Below are 19,273 nucleotides of genomic sequence, written 5' to 3' on the forward strand. Positions count from 1 at the left end.
GTTAAGGAGTGCCCTTCGACATCTCACGATGTTTCCGGTCTCCGGATTGGAAGCCGTTGGATTTCTCCACGTACCTTCCTTGTTATATGGCCCTCACTTGGATGAGGTCAGGCCAGTCTTAGAGCTTGATTTCCACGTCAACGCCGGCAGCCAGATCGAGCTTCATCAGAGCATCGACGGTCTGCGGGGTGGGGTCAACGATATCGAGAAGACGCTTGTGCGTCCGCATTTCGAACTGTTCACGGCTCTTCTTATCAACGTGAGGAGAGCGGTTGACGGTAAACTTTTCGATGCGGGTGGGGAGCGGAACCGGGCCGCGAACGCTGGCGCCGGTGCGCTTTGCGGTCGACACGATTTCACGGGTAGAGGCATCGAGGATCCGGTGATCGAACGCCTTGAGGCGGATACGGATATTCTGGCCGTTCATTCGTCTTGTCCTTGTTCTTTGTTATTCGTTTCCGCACGCGGAAACACATGAACTTCTATTGATCGTGGCGCCGCAGATTTTCAAAAATCGAGAGGGATGCGCGTCGCACCCCAATCATTTCAGTAGTCTGTATTGCTAAAACACCGCGCTCCGCAATTGCTTGCGAATCCAGCGGGTGAGTGTGAATGCGCGTTTACGCGCTTTCACCGAATTTTTCAAGCACTAAAAATGCAACGCCGCCAGGCTTTTTTACTAAAAGCCCGGCGGCGGTGTGGGTAACACCGCCGCCGGTCTGAATTTCAACGTCGTGAAATTACTCGACGATAGAAGCGACGATGCCGGCGCCGACGGTACGGCCGCCTTCGCGGATAGCGAAGCGCAGCTTTTCTTCCATCGCGATCGGAACGATCAGCTCGACTTCAACAGTCACGTTGTCGCCAGGCATAACCATTTCCGTGCCTTCAGGAAGCGAAACGATACCGGTAACGTCAGTCGTACGGAAGTAGAACTGCGGACGGTAGTTCGTGAAGAACGGCGTATGACGGCCGCCTTCTTCCTTCGTCAGGATGTAGGCTTCTGCCATGAACTTCTTGTGCGGCTTGACCGAACCCGGCTTGCACAGGATCTGGCCACGCTCAACGCCGTCACGGGTAACGCCGCGAACGAGAGCACCGATGTTGTCGCCAGCCTGGCCCTGGTCGAGCAGCTTGCGGAACATTTCAACGCCGGTAACCGTCGTCTTCGACGTCGGACGAATGCCGACGATTTCGACTTCTTCACCAACCTTGACGATACCGCGCTCAACGCGACCCGTCACAACCGTGCCACGGCCAGAGATCGAGAACACGTCTTCGATCGGCATCAGGAACGGCTGGTCGATCGGACGCTCAGGCGTCGGGATGTAGGCGTCAACAGCGGCCATCAGCTCGCGGATTGCGTCTTCACCGATCTTCTTGTCGGAATCTTCAAGAGCAGCAAGTGCCGAACCCTTGACGATCGGAATATCGTCGCCCGGGAAGTCGTAGGACGACAGAAGTTCGCGAACTTCCAGTTCGACGAGCTCGAGAAGCTCGGCGTCGTCAACCTGGTCGACCTTGTTGAGGAACACGACGATCGCCGGAACGCCAACCTGGCGAGCAAGCAGGATGTGCTCGCGCGTCTGCGGCATCGGGCCGTCAGCTGCAGAGCAAACCAGGATCGCGCCGTCCATCTGGGCAGCACCGGTGATCATGTTCTTCACGTAGTCGGCGTGGCCGGGGCAGTCGACGTGCGCGTAGTGACGGTTCGGCGTTTCGTATTCGACGTGCGCCGTCGAGATCGTGATGCCGCGAGCCTTTTCTTCAGGAGCAGCGTCGATCTGGTCGTACGCCTTGAACTCGCCGAAATACTTCGTGATCGCAGCAGTCAACGACGTCTTGCCGTGGTCGACGTGACCGATCGTGCCAATGTTGACGTGCGGCTTATTGCGCTCAAACTTGCTCTTTGCCATTAGTGGCTCTCCATTCTTGTCCCTTGAGGGGAGTAATCTTCAAATCTCTGATGGGGCGTACCCCGATCACTTCTGACCGGAGTACTTTGCCTGGATTTCCTGCGCCACGTTCGACGGAACCGGCGAATAGTGATCGAACGTCATCGAGTACTGCGCGCGGCCCTGCGACATGGAGCGCAGGTTGTCGACGTACTTGAACATGTTCGCGAGCGGAACGTGTGCGCTGATCACGATGGTGATGCCACGCGATTCCTGACCCTGGATCTGACCGCGACGCGAGTTCAGATCGCCGATCACGTCACCGACGTAATCTTCAGGGGTGACGACTTCGACCTTCATCATCGGCTCGAGAAGCTGTGCACCAGCCTTCTTTGCTGCTTCACGGAAGCAGGCACGCGATGCGATTTCGAACGCCAGAACCGAGGAGTCGACATCGTGGTATGCGCCGTCGATCAGAGTAGCCTTGACGCCCAGCATCGGGAAGCCAGCGAGCGGACCGGAAGACAGAACGCTTTCGATACCCTTCTGAACGCCCGGGATGTATTCCTTCGGAACAGCACCGCCGACGATCTTGGATTCGAACTTGAATTCTTCGCCTTCAGGGTTCGGTTCGAAGATGATCTTCACGCGAGCAAACTGACCGGTACCACCGGACTGCTTCTTGTGCGTGTAGTCTTCTTCGTGCTGACGCGTAATGGTTTCGCGGTAGGCAACCTGCGGAGCACCGACGGTTGCTTCAACCTTGAACTCGCGACGCATACGGTCAACGAGGATGTCGAGGTGAAGTTCGCCCATGCCTGCGATGATCGTCTGACCGGATTCTTCATCCGTCTTGACGCGGAACGAAGGATCTTCAGCAGCCAGGCGGTTGAGCGCGAGGCCCATCTTTTCCTGGTCGCCCTTGGTCTTCGGCTCGATCGCGATCTGGATGACCGGCTCAGGGAATTCCATGCGCTCGAGGATAACCGGCTTCAGCGGATCGCAGAGCGTATCGCCAGTGGTGGTTTCCTTGAGGCCAGCCAGAGCAACGATGTCGCCGGCAAAGGCTTCTTCGATGTCTTCACGGCTGTTGGAATGCATCTGCAGCATACGGCCGACGCGCTCGCGCTTGTCCTTCACCGTGTTGATGACCGACGTGCCCTTTTCGAGCTTGCCGGAGTAGATGCGGGCGAAGGTCAGCGAACCGACGAAGGGGTCGTTCATGATCTTGAACGCGAGCATGGAAAGCGGCTCGCTGTCATCGGCATGACGCTCGATTTCGGCTTCGGTCTTGAAGTCGATGCCCTTGATCGCGGGAATGTCCAGCGGCGAAGGCAGGTAGTCGACGACGGCGTCGAGAAGCGGCTGAACGCCCTTGTTCTTGAACGCGGTACCGCAGAACATCGGGTGGAACTTCACGTCGATGGTGCCGCGGCGAACGAGCGAACGGATCTTCTCATTGTCGGGCATGATGCCGTTCAGGTAGTCTTCCATCGCTTCTTCGTCGATCTCGACAACGGTCTCGATCAGCTTTTCGCGATATTCTTCTGCCTTGGCCTTCATGTCTTCAGGAATTTCGACGACGTCCCACTGAGCGCCGAGCGATTCGTCGCGCCAGATGAGTGCGTTCATCTCGATCAGGTCGATAACGCCCTTGAACTCGGTCTCAGCGCCGATCGGCAGCTGCATGACAACGGCGGTAGCGCCGAGACGGGTCTTGATCATTTCTACCGAGCGGTAGAAGTCAGCACCGGTCTTGTCCATCTTGTTGCAGAAGATCATACGCGGAACGTTGTACTTCTCAGCCTGACGCCAGACGGTTTCCGTCTGCGGCTCTACACCGGCGTTGGCGTCGAGAAGAGCGATGGCACCGTCGAGAACGCGCAGCGAACGCTCGACTTCAATGGTGAAGTCAACGTGGCCGGGGGTGTCGATGATGTTGAAACGGCGCATCTTGCCATCGCGACCCTTCCAGAAGGTCGTGGTCGCAGCGGACGTGATGGTGATACCACGTTCCTGCTCCTGCTCCATCCAGTCCATCGTGGCAGCGCCATCATGAACTTCGCCGATCTTGTGCGACTTACCGGTGTAATAAAGAATACGCTCGGTGGTCGTCGTCTTACCGGCGTCGATATGCGCCATGATACCGAAATTGCGGTAGTCTTCGATTTTATATTCGCGAGCCATAATGGACTGCCTTTCGATATGCGACCGTTTAAGATTACCAGCGGTAATGCGAGAATGCGCGGTTTGCGTCGGCCATCTTGTGCGTGTCTTCACGCTTCTTGACGGCGGAACCGCGGTTGTTCGCAGCGTCCATGAGTTCGCCGGAAAGGCGATCGACCATGGTCGTTTCGTTACGCTTGCGAGCAGCAGTGATCAGCCAGCGGATGGCGAGAGCCTGACGGCGCTCCGGACGAACGTCGACCGGGACCTGATACGTAGCACCGCCAACGCGACGCGAACGCACTTCAACATGCGGAGCAACGTTGTCGAGGGCGGAGTGGAACACGCCGAGCGGCTCCTGCTTCGTCTTGCCCTGAACGACGTCGAACGCGCCGTAAACGATGCTTTCTGCGACGGACTTCTTGCCGTGAAGCATGATGGCATTCATGAACTTGGTGACGACGAGATCGCCGAACTTCGGGTCCGGGTTGATCTCACGCTTTTCTGCACTATGGCGACGGGACATATTCTTTGTCTCTCAATGTTATTGACGCTAAACCACGCGGAGAACCTCGCGCAGCGCCTGATTGTTGTTGCCGAAAATTACTTCGGACGCTTCGCACCGTACTTCGAACGGCGCTGCTTGCGGTTCTTGACGCCCTGGGTATCGAGAACACCGCGGATGATGTGGTAACGCACACCCGGCAAGTCCTTTACGCGGCCGCCGCGGATCATGACCACGGAGTGTTCCTGAAGGTTGTGACCTTCGCCGGGAATGTAGCCGATGACTTCGAAGCCGTTGGTGAGACGGATCTTGGCAACCTTACGCAGAGCCGAGTTCGGCTTCTTCGGGGTCGTCGTGTAAACGCGGGTGCAAACACCACGCTTCTGCGGGTTTTCCTGAAGTGCAGGAACCTTGTTGCGCTTTACCTGTGCCTGGCGGGGCTTACGGATCAGCTGGTTTACGGTAGGCATATAACCATCCCTTGCAAAAACTACTTTAGCCACCCTCACGGGTGGCGGCTATGCCGTTTCCGGCGACGAAGCACGCATATATCCTCATGCGCAAAACGTGGCCCGATCCGTTTTCACGGATGGACCACCAAGAGCAGAGGACGCCGGATGAGGCGTCTTGCGTGCAACATTCGTGTCTTCTACGTGCAATGAAGCTTCATTTGAGATGATGTTCGGGAAAAACGTTTCCGAACGGCCAGCACAGATAGAGGCTCCGATGGCGGGCGTACTACTGTTTTAGCCAGCTTTCGTCAAGGGCGAATCCGCATTTTGCGCTGGCACCCGAGGCCACAAAGCCTGCGCACAGGCCCTTTGCCCCCTCGTTTTAACATAACTCACAGCCGGCAACAGCGATTTTGACCTCCGGCCTTTGGCTTTTCACAAAATCCGTCTATTGATTCCCTCAAGCGGGCCGGAGCTGGCACCGCCGCGCGCAAGACCGATTCCGTCCGGCCCGCATACTCCACAACGACATATCAAGGAACCGCGTCATGACCAACCTCCCCGACAACGACAACGGACGCGACGAGCCGATGGTCTTCATCGTCATCGGCAAGGCTTACGAGCACGACAATTCCGAAGGCATCGACATCCACGTCATTCTGCGGGCGCCGGACGACGACACCGCCGTACGCGAAACGCTGAACGCGCTTTCGGAGGAAGGTTTCATCGAAGCCGACCTCGACCAGATCGGCATGCTGACCGAAGTTCCGGACGAAGAGCCGCACGCTTCCGCCTATCAGGGCGCCCTCGAGGGCGAAGTCGCCATCATCCGTTTCGCCTGAGGGACCGCCCTCACCGCGACAAATGCATCACCACCGATAAAGCGGCACCCGCCCACACCAGGGCGGTTGCCTTCCAGGACCTGATGCCAAAGCCGAAATCTTGCGTGCCAGCCACCTTTTCCTGCAAAATACCTTGGTAAATTTCAATATATTAAGTCACTGATAGATTATATACTTTACGTATAATAGTATTATTTGTATTTCCGTTGAACTATACGAAGATATAAGATTAAAGTAATCCCGACGCATGATTTCGGTGGCGGGTTGGATAATATATCTTCGGCAGACATTATAGATGACATTTACGAGGCAGCACTTTTTCCCGATCGCTGGGCGAACGTGATAGCCGCAATCGGCCACCGGCTCGATTTCTGGGGCGGCGCCCTCACCTGGGGCAAAGGCGAGGATGAAGCGTGGCTCTATCCGCCCAATTTCCAGGAGCTCATGCAAGCCTTCATGAAGGGCGGCTGGAACCACCGCAACGATCGCCTCACACGCGCTGTCCGCGAGGGCCAATTTTCCTTCGTGCATGATTTCGATATCTTTACCCCTGACGAATGGGCGGGGCTGCCAATCGTGCGCGATTTCCTGATGCCGCGTGGACTGGGATATGGGGTGGCAACACAGGTTGCGCCGCCGGATCATCCCGAAATGACACTGCTGTTCGAACGCAAGCTCGACAGAGGAACCATTGGTCCGGAAACCATGGCGGCACTTGGCCGGTTGAGGCCGCATATCGCCCGCAGCCTCACCCTGGCAACAGGGCTGCAACGCCAGAAAGCAGATGCCATCACGCTCGGCCTCAACGCAATCGGTGCGCCGGCGGCGGTGCTTCAGGCAAGCGGACGTGTTCTTTCCACCAATACTCTGTTCGAGGCGACCAAAAAGTGTATTTCCACCCGCGCCCGCGACAGGATCTTGATCTTGGACGAGAGAATAAACCGGCTGCTCTACAAGGCGCTCGCCGGCGGCAGTGTCAGTTCCCTACCCCTGCCGACAAGCGAAGACAGGGTATGCATCCTTCACGTCATACCGCTGCGCAAGGACGCGCTGGATTTATCCCCTAACGGCAGCGCCATCGTGCTGATATCGCAACCATCGGACACCGTTGCCGACGTCACGCCCCTTCTGAAAGGGTTATACGATCTCACCAAGGGCGAGGCCCGTGTCGCGCTGGAAATCCTGAAAGGCCTTTCGCTTCCCTCCGTGGCAAAGCAACTTCAAATCTCGCACGAAACGGTTCGCAGCAACGCCAAGTCTATCTATGCAAAGACCGGCAGTACGGGCCAGACCGATCTCGTTCGCCGGCTTTCCGTTTTGACGCGCTACACCATCGGTGAGCAGGAAAGAACCCAAGACGGGACTGGCCATGTGAAGGACCAGATCTGACCTTCGAACCCGACCAAAACAAAAAACGCCCGGATTGCTCCGGGCGTTTTTTTACTGAACTTTGGCGGGGCTTCGTAAAGCCCCTGCCCTTGAGCAGACCTTATTCGGCCGGAGCCGGATCCGTCATGTCCTGCAGCATCTGTGTTGCAGAGCCTGCACCCGTACCCTTGCGGCGTTCCTCGAGAATGAGGTCGTCGCGCGAGGTGGCGATGCGGCGGATCTGCGTCATGGTGCCGCCGGTACCGGCCGGGATGAGGCGGCCGACAATGACGTTTTCCTTGAGGCCCTGCAGCGTGTCCGTCTTGCCGGCGATCGCAGCTTCCGTGAGAACCTTGGTGGTTTCCTGGAACGATGCGGCCGAGATGAAGGACGGCGTCTGCAGCGACGCCTTGGTGATGCCGAGAAGAACCGGATCGCCATAAGCGGGCTTCTTGCCTTCTTCGATCAGGCGGTCGTTGTTGTCGTCAAGCTCGATACGATCGACATTGTCGCCAACGATGTAGTGGCTGTCGCCCGCATCGGTGATCTCGACCTTCTGCAGCATCTGGCGAACGATCACCTCGATGTGCTTGTCGTTGATCACAACGCCCTGCAGTCGGTAGACTTCCTGGATTTCGTTCACGAGGTAGGAAGCCAAAGCCTCTACGCCCTTGATCGCCAGAATGTCGTGCGGTGCCGGATTGCCGTCGAGAATGTATTCGCCCTTCTCGATGTAGTCGCCTTCCTGAAGATGGAAGGGCTTGCCCTTCGGAATCAGGTATTCGACCGGCTCGACGCCGTCTTCCGCAGGCTCGATCATCACGCGACGCTTGTTCTTGTAGTCGCGACCGAGGCGGATCGTACCATCGATTTCGGCGATGACAGCGTGATCCTTCGGACGACGTGCTTCGAACAGTTCGGCAACGCGCGGCAGACCACCGGTGATGTCCTTGGTCTTGGCGCTTTCCAGCGGCGAACGTGCAAGCACGTCACCCTGGAAGACCTTCGAACCAGGCTCAACCGACAGGATCGCGTCCACGGAGAGGTGGAAGCGGGCTTCGCCACCGCGGCTAAGCTTTGCGACAGCGCCGGAAGCATCCTTGATGATGATCGCGGGCTTGAGGTCCGAACCGCGCGGCGTCGAACGCCAGTCAATAACCTGACGCTTGGTGATGCCGGTGGATTCGTCGGTGGCTTCCAGAACGGAAAGACCGTCGACGAGGTCCTCGAAGTGAACGGTACCTTCCACTTCCGTCATCATCGGACGGGTGTAGGGGTCCCACTCTGCAAGACGCTGGCCGCGTTTTACCTTGTCGCCGTCATCAACGAAGATCTTCGAACCGTAAGCGACACGCTGCGAGGAACGTTCCACGCCGCGCTCATCGAGAATGGTGACCGACATGTTACGGCCCATTGCGATGAGAACGCCATCGGAGTTCCGCAGGATGTTGCGGTTCTTGATCTGGATCGTGCCTTCGTACGAAGCTTCCAGGAACGACTGGTCGACCACGTTTGCCGTACCGCCAAGGTGGAAGGTACGCATGGTGAGCTGCGTGCCGGGTTCACCGATCGACTGTGCGGCGATGACGCCAACGGCTTCGCCCATGTTGACCGGAGTACCGCGAGCAAGGTCACGACCGTAGCAGACGCCGCAAACGCCGACCTGCACTTCGCAGGTCAGTGCCGAGCGGATACGGACGGACTGGATGCCAGCCTTCTCGATGATGGCAACGTCGGCTTCGTCGATCAACGTTCTGGCCTTGACGATGTTCTCGCCAGTCACCGGATTGTCGATGTCATCAAGAGCCGTACGGCCGAGGATACGTGCGCCGAGCGAGGCAACGACCTGACCGGCATCGACGATGGCGGTCATGGTGAGGCCCTTGTCGGTGCCGCAATCCACGGAGTTGACGATGCAATCCTGTGCCACGTCGACGAGACGGCGGGTAAGGTAACCCGAGTTCGCCGTCTTCAAGGCGGTGTCTGCAAGACCCTTACGGGCACCGTGGGTCGAGTTGAAGTACTCGTTAACGGTCAGGCCTTCCTTGAAGTTCGAGATGATAGGCGTCTCGATGATTTCGCCCGAGGGCTTGGCCATCAGGCCGCGCATGCCGCCCAGCTGACGCATCTGGTTCGGTGAACCGCGGGCGCCCGAGTGGCTCATCATGTAGATGGAGTTCATCGGCTTCTGGCGGCCCGTTTCCGGGTCGAATTCCACAGCCTTGATGCGCGCCATCATTTCTTCGGCGACCTTTTCGGTTGCCTTACCCCAGGCGTCGACAACCTTGTTGTACTTTTCGCCCTGGGTGATGAGACCGTCGTTATACTGCTGTTCGTATTCCTTCACCAAGGCTTCGGTGTCACCGACGATCTTAACCTTGCTGTCCGGAATGACCATGTCGTCCTTGCCGAACGAAATACCGGCGCGGCAAGCGTGAGCAAAGCCGAGCTGCATGATCCGGTCGCAGAAGATGACCGTGTCTTTCTGGCCGCAATGACGGTAGACCGTGTCGATCATCTTGGAGATGTTCTTCTTGGTCATTTCCTGGTTGCAGACGTCGAACGGCACGTTGACGTTCTTCGGCAGAAGTTCGCCGATCAGCATACGGCCAGGCGTCGTTTCATGGATCTTGGAAACCGGCTTGCCGTCAGCATCCACGGTCTTGAAGCGACCACGGATCTTGGCATGCAGCGTCACGACCTTGTTTTCAAGCGCGTGATGCAATTCGCCGATGTCCGAGAAGGCCATGCCTTCGCCGGGCTCATTCTGGTTCATGATCGACAGGTAATACAGGCCGAGAACCATGTCCTGCGAAGGAACGATGATCGGATGGCCGTTTGCCGGATGCAGGATGTTGTTGGTCGACATCATCAGCACGCGGGCTTCAAGCTGGGCTTCGAGCGAGAGCGGCACGTGAACGGCCATCTGGTCGCCGTCGAAGTCGGCGTTGAAAGCCGTGCAGACGAGCGGATGCAGCTGGATGGCCTTGCCTTCGACCAGCATGGGTTCGAAAGCCTGGATACCCAGACGGTGCAGCGTCGGTGCGCGGTTCAGAAGGACCGGATGCTCGCGGATGACCTCGTCGAGGATATCCCAAACTTCAGGCTTTTCCTTTTCAACCAGCTTCTTGGCCTGCTTGACGGTCGAGGAGTAACCCTTGGCGTCGAGGCGGGCATAGATGAACGGCTTGAACAGCTCGAGCGCCATCTTCTTCGGCAGGCCGCACTGGTGCAGCTTCAGTTCCGGACCGGTCACGATGACCGAACGGCCGGAATAGTCGACGCGCTTGCCGAGAAGGTTCTGGCGGAAGCGGCCCTGCTTGCCCTTGAGCATGTCGGACAGCGACTTCAGCGGACGCTTGTTGGCACCCGTGATGACGCGACCGCGACGGCCGTTATCGAACAGCGCATCGACGGATTCCTGCAACATACGCTTTTCGTTGCGGATGATGATACCAGGCGCGCGAAGCTCGATCAGGCGCTTCAGACGGTTGTTACGGTTGATGACGCGGCGATAGAGATCGTTGAGGTCGGACGTCGCGAAACGGCCACCATCCAGCGGAACCAGCGGACGAAGGTCCGGCGGAATAACCGGAACGACCTTCATGATCATCCATTCCGGACGATTGCCGGATTCCATGAAGTTCTCAACGATCTTGAGACGCTTCATGAACTTCTTCTGCTTGAGATCCGAGGTGGTCTCGGCAAGCTCGGCACGCAGGTCGCCGGCGATCTTTTCGAGGTTCATCGAAGCCAGCATCTCGTAGATGGCTTCAGCGCCGATCATGGCGGTGAACTGGTCTTCGCCGAACTCGTCAACGGCGATCATGTACTCTTCCTCGGACAGAAGCTGGTTCTGCTTCATCGAGGTGAGGCCGGGTTCGGTGACGATGTAGTTCTCGAAATAGAGAACGCGCTCGACATCCTTCAGCGTCATGTCGAGCAAGGTCGAGATACGCGAGGGAAGCGACTTCAGGAACCAGATATGGGCAACGGGCGCTGCGAGCTCGATATGGCCCATGCGCTCACGGCGAACGCGCGACAGCGTGACTTCAACGCCGCACTTTTCGCAGATGATGCCCTTGTACTTCATGCGCTTGTACTTGCCGCACAGGCACTCGTAGTCCTTGATAGGTCCGAAAATGCGCGCGCAGAAGAGACCATCGCGTTCCGGCTTGAACGTACGATAGTTGATGGTTTCCGGCTTCTTGATCTCGCCGTAGGACCACGACAGGATTTTTTCCGGCGAAGCGATCGAAATCCGGATGGAATCGAAATGCTGCGCAGGCACCTGAGGATTGAAAAGATTCATGACCTCTTGGTTCATGCCTTGTCTCCTTGAGAGGCTAGCTGCTGCCCCTGTTTGCATCTGGACCGGCTTCTTCCCGGGTCACCGTCCAGAGCTTTAAATACGGATTAACCGCACAATGCGGCGAAAGTGTCCCGCGGCAACCATTGGTCGCCGGGGAACCGGCAGGCGCCAACACGGCGCCCGCCTCTCTCATCTTTATTCCGCTGCGTCGGGCAGCTGATCCTCGGGCTGGTTCTCGACCTTCGAGTTCTCCAGTTCGACCGAAAGACCGAGCGACCGCATTTCCTTGACGAGAACGTTGAAGCTCTCGGGGATACCGGCCTCGAAGGTATCGTCGCCACGGACGATAGCCTCGTAGACCTTGGTGCGGCCCGCCACGTCGTCCGACTTGACGGTGAGCATTTCCTGCAGCGTGTAAGCCGCGCCGTATGCTTCCAGAGCCCAGACTTCCATTTCCCCGAAGCGCTGTCCGCCGAACTGCGCCTTGCCGCCCAGCGGCTGCTGGGTAACGAGCGAGTAAGGACCGATCGAGCGAGCGTGGATCTTGTCGTCAACAAGGTGGTTCAGCTTGATCATGTACATGTAGCCGACGGTGACCTTGCGGTCGAACGGCTCGCCGGTACGACCGTCATAAAGAACGGACTGACCGGATTCATGCAGACCTGCCTTCTTCAGCATCGCGGCAACGTCGGGTTCATGCGCACCGTCGAAGACCGGGGTCGCGATGGAAACACCGCGCTTGGCTTCTTCGGCAAGCTTGACCAGCGATTCGTCGTCGAAGCGCTTTACCTCGTCATGCGATTCACTCGCATAAATTTCGGTAAGCTCCGTGCGAAGCTCGCTGATGTCCATCGTCTTGCGATACTCTTCGAGCATCTCGCCGATCTTCTTGCCCATACCTGCGCATGCCCATGCGAGGTGGGTTTCGAGGATCTGGCCGACGTTCATGCGCGAAGGCACGCCGAGCGGGTTCAAGCAGATGTCGACATGCGTGCCGTCTTCGAGGAACGGCATGTCCTCGACAGGAACGATACGCGAGACGACGCCCTTGTTACCGTGACGGCCGGCCATCTTGTCGCCCGGCTGGATCTTGCGCTTCACAGCAACGAAGACCTTGACCATCTTCATGACGCCAGGAGGCATTTCATCGCCGCGCTGGACCTTTTCGACCTTGTCCATGAAGCGCTGTTCAAGGCGCGACTTGGATTCGTCGTACTGGCCGCGAAGTGCTTCCAGTTCGGACTGGGCCTTCTCGTCTTCGACTGCAAACATCCACCACTGCGAGCGGGGATATTCGGAGACGACGGCGTTGGAAAGCTCGACGCCCTTCTTGAAGCCCTTCGGACCGGCGATGGAAACGTGACCACGCAGCATGTCGATCAGGCGGCCGTAGACGTTACGGTCGAGAATTGCCTGTTCGTCGTCGCGGTCCTTTGCCAGACGTTCGATCTCTTCGCGCTCGATTGCCATCGCGCGCTCGTCCTTCTCCACACCGTGACGGTTGAAGACGCGGACTTCCACAACGGTACCAAACGTGCCCGGAGGCATGCGCATGGAGGTGTCGCGAACGTCGGAAGCCTTTTCACCGAAGATGGCGCGCAGAAGCTTTTCTTCCGGCGTCATCGGGCTTTCGCCCTTCGGCGTGATCTTGCCGACGAGGATATCGCCAGGCTGAACTTCCGCACCGATGTAAACGATACCGGCTTCGTCGAGGTTCTTCAGCGCTTCTTCCGAAACGTTCGGAATGTCGCGCGTGATTTCTTCCGGACCAAGCTTCGTGTCACGCGCCATCACTTCGAATTCTTCGATGTGGATGGAGGTGAACACGTCGTCGGAAACGATACGTTCCGACATCAGGATCGAGTCTTCGTAGTTGTAGCCGTTCCAGGGCATGAACGCGACGAGCGCGTTACGGCCGAGCGCCAGATCGCCGAGGTCGGTCGACGGACCATCAGCGATGATGTCACCCTTGGAGATGATGTCACCGACAGCGACCAGCGGACGCTGGTTGACGCAGGTGTTCTGGTTCGAACGCTGGAACTTCTGCAGACGGTAGATATCGACGCCCGACTTGCCGGCATCGAGTTCTTCCGTAGCGCGGATAACGATACGGGTCGCATCCACCTGGTCGACGACACCGCCGCGGCGAGCCGCGATGGCAGCGCCGGAGTCACGGGCGACGATCGGTTCCATGCCTGTACCGACGAACGGCGCTTCCGCCCGCAGAAGCGGAACGGCCTGACGCTGCATGTTCGAGCCCATGAGAGCGCGGTTGGCGTCGTCGTTTTCCAGGAACGGAATGAGAGCCGCTGCGACCGAAACGAGCTGCTTCGGCGAAACGTCCATCAGGTTGATGTTGTCGCGCGGTGCGAGCATAACTTCGCCCGAGTGACGGCAAACAACGAACTCTTCAGTGAAGGCGCCTTCGCCATCGAGCTCGGCATTGGCCTGTGCGACGTAGTACTTGGCCTCTTCCATGGCGGAGAGGTAGATAACGTCGGTCGTCACCTTGCCGTCGATGATCTTGCGGTACGGGCTTTCGATGAAGCCGTACTTGTTGACGCGGGCAAAGGTGGCAAGCGAGTTGATCAGACCGATGTTCGGGCCTTCCGGCGTTTCGATCGGGCAAATACGGCCGTAGTGGGTCGGGTGAACGTCGCGGACTTCGAAGCCGGCACGCTCACGGGTCAGACCACCCGGTCCAAGAGCCGAAAGACGGCGCTTGTGGGTGATTTCCGAAAGCGGGTTCACCTGGTCCATGAACTGCGACAGCTGCGAGGAACCGAAGAATTCGCGAACGGCGGCAGCTGCCGGCTTCGCATTGATCAGGTCCTGCGGCATCACGGTGTCGATTTCGATCGAGGACATACGTTCCTTGATCGCACGTTCCATGCGCAGAAGGCCGAGGCGGTACTGGTTTTCCATCAGCTCACCGACCGAACGCACACGGCGGTTGCCGAGGTTGTCGATGTCGTCGATTTCGCCCTTGCCGTCGCGCAGTTCGACCAGCATCTTGACGACAGCGAGGATGTCTTCCTTGCGCAGCGTGCGCACGGTGTCTTCCGCGTCGAGGTCGAGACGCATGTTCATCTTCACGCGGCCAACAGCCGAGAGATCATAACGTTCTGCATCGAAGAACAGCGAGTTGAACATCGCTTCTGCCGAATCCATGGTCGGCGGCTCACCCGGACGCATGACGCGGTAGATGTCGAACAGCGCTTCCTGGCGGTTCTGGTTCTTGTCCGCATGCAGCGTGTTGCGGATATAGGCGCCAACATTGACGTGGTCGATGTTGAGGACCGGAATCTCGTCAAAGCCGGACTGAAGAATGAGGCCGAGCGTCTTTTCGTCGATTTCATCGCCGGCTTCGAGATAGATCTCACCCGTCGAGTAGTTGACGATGTCTTCGGCAAGGAAGTTGCCGTAGAGGTCTTCGTCAGTCGCCTTAAGTGCCTTCAGGCCCTTGTCGACGAGCTGGCGGATAAGACGCGGAGTCAGCTTCTTGCCACCTTCGACAACGACTTCGCCGGTGTCGGCGTCGATCATGTCGGTGATGACCTTGGCATTCTTCAGCGTTTCAGGCTGGAACGGAATGCGCCAGCCATCGCCGGAGCGCTCGTAGGAAGCCTTGCTGTAGAACGTCGACAGGATTTCTTCGCCATCCATGCCAAGCGCCATCAGGAGCGAGGTCACGGGCAGCTTGCGGCGACGGTCGATACGCGCATAGACGATGTCCTTGGCGTCGAACTCGATGTCGAGCCAGGAACCGCGATACGGGATGACGCGGGCAGCGAACAAAAGCTTGCCGGAAGAATGGCTCTTGCCCTTGTCGTGGTCGAAGAATACGCCCGGCGAACGGTGCATCTGCGAAACGATGACGCGCTCTGTACCGTTGACGATGAATGTGCCGTTATTGGTCATGAGCGGCATGTCGCCCATGTATACGGACTGTTCCTTGATGTCCTTGATGGACTTCGCGCCTGTATCCTCGTCGATATCGAACACGATGAGGCGCAGCGTCACTTTCAGCGGCGCTGCATAGGTCAGATCGCGCTGACGGCATTCCTCGACGTCGAACTTCGGCGCTTCGAATTCGTAAGATACGAATTCGAGCATGGATGCGCCGGAAAAATCGGTGATCGGGAATACGGATTTGAATACGGCATTCAATCCCTCGTCGGGACGGCCACCCTTGGGCTCGTCAACCATGAGAAACTGGTCATACGAAGCCTTCTGAACCTCGATGAGGTTCGGCATTTCCGCTACTTCTGGAATTTTGCCGAAAAACTTGCGTACGCGCCTGCGACCGTTAAACGAAAGGGTCTGAGCCATCGTCGCTCCTTTAAAATTGCATCCGGGCCTGCAACGGACGGGAACCGATGGCCAGTCGATCCCGTCAAGCAATGGGTGTCATCAATCTCGTTCCACATCCCGGATCGATCAGGCCGGATTGCCTAGATGAGCCGGTTCGGAACCATTCTCTTGAAGAACCCATTACCCAAAAGCCATTTTCACGCGGCTTTTGGGTAATAAGTTTTAAAACGATGACGACGGAAAGGGGCATGAAGCCCCTTCCCGCCAGCAATCGCAAGATTACTTAACGTCGACCTTGGCGCCAGCGTCTTCAAGCTTCTTCTTGAGGTCAGCAGCTTCAGCCTTGGAAACAGCTTCCTTGACAGCCTTCGGAGCGCCTTCAACGAGGTCCTTAGCTTCCTTCAGGCCGAGACCCGTGATAGCGCGGACTTCCTTGATGACGTTGATCTTGTTGGCGCCAGCGTCAACCAGGATCACGTCGAATTCGGTCTTTTCTTCTTCAACGACAGCAGCAGCGCCAGCACCGCCAGCAGCAGCAACAGCTACCGGAGCAGCAGCGGAAACGCCCCACTTTTCTTCGAGAAGCTTCGACAGTTCTGCAGCTTCCAGAACGGTCAGGGTGGAGAGGTCTTCAACGATCTTTGCGAGATCAGCCATTTTGATAGTTCCTTTTGTTCAGTTCGAACCAGTTTGAATAATTACAGCGAAAAACCGCCTTAAGCGGCTTCGTCCTTCTTGGCGTAAGCCGAGAACACCCGTGCAAGCTGGCTTGCAGGTGCTGCGACAACCGTGGCGACGCGAGTTGCCGGGGCGTTGAGTAGGCCCAGCAGCTTTGCGCGCAGCTCGTCCAGCGAAGGCAGGGTCGCAAGCGACTTGACTGCTTCGGCGTTGAGCGTGGTTGCGCCCATGGAACCGCCGAGAACAACGACTTTATCGTTGGTCTTTGCGAAATCCATGACGACTTTCGGAGCAATCATAGGGTCGACGCTGTATGCAATCAGCGTCTGGCCCTTGAAGAGATCTGTCATCCCTTCCGACTCCGTGCCCTGAAGAGCGATCTTGGCCAGGCGGTTCTTCGCGACCTTGACGGTGCCTCCGGCAGCGCGCATTTTCGAACGGAAGTCGTTCATTTGCGCAACGGTGACACCAGCATAGTGGGCCACGACAACCGAACCGGAAGCCTTGAAGACTTCGTTCAGCTCCGTGACGAATTCGCGTTTTTCCGCTCTTTCCACTGTCTGTCTCCAGTAGACGGGGCCACATAAGTGTGAACCCGTCGGGTTTGCCTTTGCCCCAAGGGACCTTTTTACAAAGATCCCGAGCGACGCTCGAGGATCCTGTCCCCCGCTCTGTCGCCGCAAACGGCTTCAGGCACAGGCACACCAGGTTCGAACCGGACAGTCAGGCATCTGCGATGCCTCAAATCCAGCCTCACCCGTCTCATGCAGGTTGAATTATTAAGGCCAAACCCCGAAGGACATGGCCACCCGCAATCTCGGACAGGAGTTCCGGGTTTCCCCGGAAATCTCCGGCTCCCTGAGAGCCGGAAATTCTTTTAATCACGCTTCCCGACAGGGAAGCACGAGAATTGATTAAGCCGTAACCGACGAAGGTTCGATCTTGACGCCCGGACCCATGGTCGAGGAGATGGCAACGCGCTTGACGTAGTTGCCCTTGGCACCCGTCGGCTTTGCCTTGATGACCGCATCGGCGAAAGCCTTGATGTTCTCTTCAAGAGCCTTGGCGTCGAACGAAGCCTTGCCAATACCAGCGTGTACGATACCGGCCTTTTCGACACGGAACTCGACAGCGCCGCCCTTGGACGCCTTGACGGCACCGGCAACATCCATCGTCACCGTACCGACCTTCGGGTTCGGCATCATGCCACGCGGGCCGAGTACCTTGCCGAGACGGCCGACGAGCGGCATCATGTCCGGGGTCGCGATGCAACGATCGAAGTCGATCTTGCCGCCCTGAACGATTTCAACCAGTTCTTCTGCGCCAACAACGTCAGCACCAGCAGCCGTGGCTTCATCAGCCTTGGCGCCACGTGCGAAAACGGCGACGCGAACGTCACGGCCCGTGCCGTTCGGCAGGTTGACAACGCCGCGAACCATCTGGTCCGCATGGCGCGGGTCAACGCCGAGGTTCATCGAAACTTCAACGGTTTCGTCGAACTTGGCAATCGCACGTTCCTTGACCATCGAAATGGCGTCGGTGAGAACGTAGAGCTTGTTGGGATCCACACCTTCGCGGATCTTCTGAATACGCTTTGCTACCTTGGCCATGATCAACCTACTACTTCCAGGCCCATGGCGCGGGCAGAGCCCTCAACCATTGCCATTGCGCCTTCGATATCGGCAGCATTCAGATCCTTCATCTTGGCTTCAGCGATCGTCTTGACCTGAGCCTTGGTGATGGAGCCAACCTTGGCGCCCTTGCCAGGCGTCTTGGAGCCGGAGGTGATCTTTGCTTCCTTCTTCAGCCAATAGGTCATCGGCGGCTGCTTCATGACGAAGGTGAAGGACTTGTCCTGGTAATAGGTGATGACGACCGGAATCGGCATACCCTTTTCCATTTCCTGCGTGGCGGCATTGAACGCCTTGCAGAATTCCATGATGTTGATGCCGCGCTGACCAAGTGCAGGACCGATCGGCGGGGACGGATTGGCCGACCCTGCCTTCACCTGCAGCTTGAGCTGGCCCATAACTTTCTTAGCCATATCTCTCTGCCTTTCAATTCAAACCGGTTTCCCGGCTTCTCTTCTAGCCGGATCGCTCCGGCGGCTGCGGTTGCGTGGTGCGGCGCCCTGCCCCGGCCATGGGAGCCCGTTTGCCTTCCACGCGATTGGGGCTTCACCCCTCCAGTCAGACCTTCTCGACCTGACTGTATTCCAGCTCGACCGGCGTAGCGCGGCCGAAAATCGAAACTTCCACCTTCAGGCGCGAACGCTCTTCGTCGACATCCTGAACAACGCCGTTGAACGACGCGAACGGACCATCGGAAACGCGAACCTGCTCGCCGACCTCGAACGAAACCGAAGACTTCGGACGCTCGACGCCTTCCTGAACCTGACCGAGGATACGATCGGCTTCATAATCCGGAATCGGAACAGGCTTATTGTCCGAACCGAGGAAACCGGTCACCTTCGGCGTGTTCTTGATGAGGTGATAGGCCTCATCCGTCAGGTTGGCGCGCACAAGCACGTAACCTGGAAAGAACTTGCGCTCGCTGTCGACCTTGCGGCCACGACGCACCTCGACAACCTTTTCGGTCGGAACGAGGATTTTCTCAAAAAGATGATCAAGACCCTTCTGACGAGCCTTCTCTTCGATCGACTCAGCGACCTTCTTTTCGAAATTCGAATATGCGTGAACGATATACCAGCGCGCTGCCATTTTTATTCTCCGTTCAATCCG

At 57.7% G+C, this 19,273-nt stretch carries 15 protein-coding genes; 2 read left to right on the forward strand and 13 right to left on the reverse strand.

Features of this window, described 5'->3' with window-relative positions; translation table 11 throughout:
• Positions 1–118: 118 nt before the first annotated feature.
• From rpsJ to rpsL, 5 genes are all read right to left on the reverse strand, one after another.
• Positions 119–427, reverse strand: a complete 309-nt coding sequence (rpsJ, locus tag CRO62_RS12950) for a 30S ribosomal protein S10 (RefSeq protein WP_003507767.1) — start codon at positions 425–427, stop codon at positions 119–121.
• A 313-nt stretch (positions 428–740) separates the two neighbouring features.
• On the reverse strand, positions 741–1,916 hold the full coding sequence (gene tuf / locus CRO62_RS12955) for an elongation factor Tu (RefSeq protein WP_013636434.1): 1,176 nt from the start codon (positions 1,914–1,916) through the stop codon (positions 741–743).
• Positions 1,917–1,982: 66 nt separating this feature from the next.
• Entirely contained in the window at positions 1,983–4,082 is a 2,100-nt protein-coding gene (fusA, locus tag CRO62_RS12960; protein ID WP_003519335.1) for an elongation factor G, read from the reverse strand.
• A gap of 34 nt (positions 4,083–4,116) precedes the next feature.
• Complete coding sequence (gene rpsG / locus CRO62_RS12965; protein WP_003507761.1) at positions 4,117–4,587, reverse strand: 30S ribosomal protein S7; 471 nt, start codon at positions 4,585–4,587, stop codon at positions 4,117–4,119.
• Positions 4,588–4,664: 77 nt separating this feature from the next.
• On the reverse strand, positions 4,665–5,036 hold the full coding sequence (gene rpsL, locus CRO62_RS12970) for a 30S ribosomal protein S12 (protein WP_003507760.1): 372 nt from the start codon (positions 5,034–5,036) through the stop codon (positions 4,665–4,667).
• Between the two features lie 530 nt (positions 5,037–5,566).
• Here rpsL and CRO62_RS12975 point away from each other — a divergent pair.
• Both CRO62_RS12975 and CRO62_RS12980 read left to right on the forward strand, forming a co-directional pair.
• Complete coding sequence (locus CRO62_RS12975; protein WP_003519341.1) at positions 5,567–5,860, forward strand: hypothetical protein; 294 nt, start codon at positions 5,567–5,569, stop codon at positions 5,858–5,860.
• A 264-nt stretch (positions 5,861–6,124) separates the two neighbouring features.
• Positions 6,125–7,249, forward strand: coding sequence for a helix-turn-helix transcriptional regulator (locus CRO62_RS12980; RefSeq protein ID WP_097100523.1), 1,125 nt, complete (start codon positions 6,125–6,127; stop codon positions 7,247–7,249).
• A gap of 100 nt (positions 7,250–7,349) precedes the next feature.
• On the opposite strand, the gene rpoC is transcribed toward CRO62_RS12980, so the two are convergent.
• From rpoC to nusG, 8 genes are all read right to left on the reverse strand, one after another.
• The gene (gene rpoC, locus CRO62_RS12985; protein ID WP_003519344.1) at positions 7,350–11,555 is read right to left on the reverse strand and encodes a DNA-directed RNA polymerase subunit beta'; all 4,206 of its coding nucleotides are present in this window, start codon (positions 11,553–11,555) and stop codon (positions 7,350–7,352) included.
• Between the two features lie 180 nt (positions 11,556–11,735).
• Positions 11,736–15,872: a DNA-directed RNA polymerase subunit beta gene (gene rpoB, locus CRO62_RS12990; protein WP_097100524.1), complete on the reverse strand. Its 4,137-nt coding sequence runs from the start codon at positions 15,870–15,872 to the stop codon at positions 11,736–11,738.
• Between the two features lie 64 nt (positions 15,873–15,936).
• Positions 15,937–16,104, reverse strand: coding sequence for a hypothetical protein (locus CRO62_RS27210; protein ID WP_153793990.1), 168 nt, complete (start codon positions 16,102–16,104; stop codon positions 15,937–15,939).
• A gap of 29 nt (positions 16,105–16,133) precedes the next feature.
• The gene (rplL, locus tag CRO62_RS12995; protein WP_003519347.1) at positions 16,134–16,511 is read right to left on the reverse strand and encodes a 50S ribosomal protein L7/L12; all 378 of its coding nucleotides are present in this window, start codon (positions 16,509–16,511) and stop codon (positions 16,134–16,136) included.
• Positions 16,512–16,570: 59 nt separating this feature from the next.
• On the reverse strand, positions 16,571–17,089 hold the full coding sequence (gene rplJ, locus CRO62_RS13000) for a 50S ribosomal protein L10 (protein WP_003519348.1): 519 nt from the start codon (positions 17,087–17,089) through the stop codon (positions 16,571–16,573).
• A 357-nt stretch (positions 17,090–17,446) separates the two neighbouring features.
• A complete protein-coding gene (gene rplA / locus CRO62_RS13005) occupies positions 17,447–18,142 on the reverse strand; it encodes a 50S ribosomal protein L1 (RefSeq protein WP_025593957.1) in 696 nt (231 codons plus the stop codon).
• 2 nt (positions 18,143–18,144) lie between these two features.
• Positions 18,145–18,576: a 50S ribosomal protein L11 gene (gene rplK, locus CRO62_RS13010; RefSeq protein WP_003519352.1), complete on the reverse strand. Its 432-nt coding sequence runs from the start codon at positions 18,574–18,576 to the stop codon at positions 18,145–18,147.
• A 145-nt stretch (positions 18,577–18,721) separates the two neighbouring features.
• Complete coding sequence (gene nusG / locus CRO62_RS13015; protein WP_003519353.1) at positions 18,722–19,252, reverse strand: transcription termination/antitermination protein NusG; 531 nt, start codon at positions 19,250–19,252, stop codon at positions 18,722–18,724.
• Positions 19,253–19,273: the final 21 nt, after the last annotated feature.

Origin of the sequence: Rhizobium sp. AN6A (genome assembly GCF_900215635.1) — a bacterium.
Taxonomy (GTDB): domain Bacteria; phylum Pseudomonadota; class Alphaproteobacteria; order Rhizobiales; family Rhizobiaceae; genus Agrobacterium; species Agrobacterium tumefaciens.

Bases quoted from the DNA above. Each gene is read 5' to 3' on its own strand.
- rpsJ (WP_003507767.1), bottom strand. From the start codon at position 427: ATGAACGGCCAGAATATCCGTATCCGCCTCAAGGCGTTCGATCACCGG.
- tuf (WP_013636434.1), bottom strand. From the start codon at position 1,916: ATGGCAAAGAGCAAGTTTGAGCGCAATAAGCCGCACGTCAACATTGGC.
- fusA (WP_003519335.1), bottom strand. From the start codon at position 4,082: ATGGCTCGCGAATATAAAATCGAAGACTACCGCAATTTCGGTATCATG.
- rpsG (WP_003507761.1), bottom strand. From the start codon at position 4,587: ATGTCCCGTCGCCATAGTGCAGAAAAGCGTGAGATCAACCCGGACCCG.
- rpsL (WP_003507760.1), bottom strand. From the start codon at position 5,036: ATGCCTACCGTAAACCAGCTGATCCGTAAGCCCCGCCAGGCACAGGTA.
- CRO62_RS12975 (WP_003519341.1), top strand. From the start codon at position 5,567: ATGACCAACCTCCCCGACAACGACAACGGACGCGACGAGCCGATGGTC.
- rpoC (WP_003519344.1), bottom strand. From the start codon at position 11,555: ATGAACCAAGAGGTCATGAATCTTTTCAATCCTCAGGTGCCTGCGCAG.
- rpoB (WP_097100524.1), bottom strand. From the start codon at position 15,872: ATGGCTCAGACCCTTTCGTTTAACGGTCGCAGGCGCGTACGCAAGTTT.
- CRO62_RS27210 (WP_153793990.1), bottom strand. From the start codon at position 16,104: ATGCCCCTTTCCGTCGTCATCGTTTTAAAACTTATTACCCAAAAGCCG.
- rplL (WP_003519347.1), bottom strand. From the start codon at position 16,511: ATGGCTGATCTCGCAAAGATCGTTGAAGACCTCTCCACCCTGACCGTT.
- rplA (WP_025593957.1), bottom strand. From the start codon at position 18,142: ATGGCCAAGGTAGCAAAGCGTATTCAGAAGATCCGCGAAGGTGTGGAT.
- rplK (WP_003519352.1), bottom strand. From the start codon at position 18,576: ATGGCTAAGAAAGTTATGGGCCAGCTCAAGCTGCAGGTGAAGGCAGGG.
- nusG (WP_003519353.1), bottom strand. From the start codon at position 19,252: ATGGCAGCGCGCTGGTATATCGTTCACGCATATTCGAATTTCGAAAAG.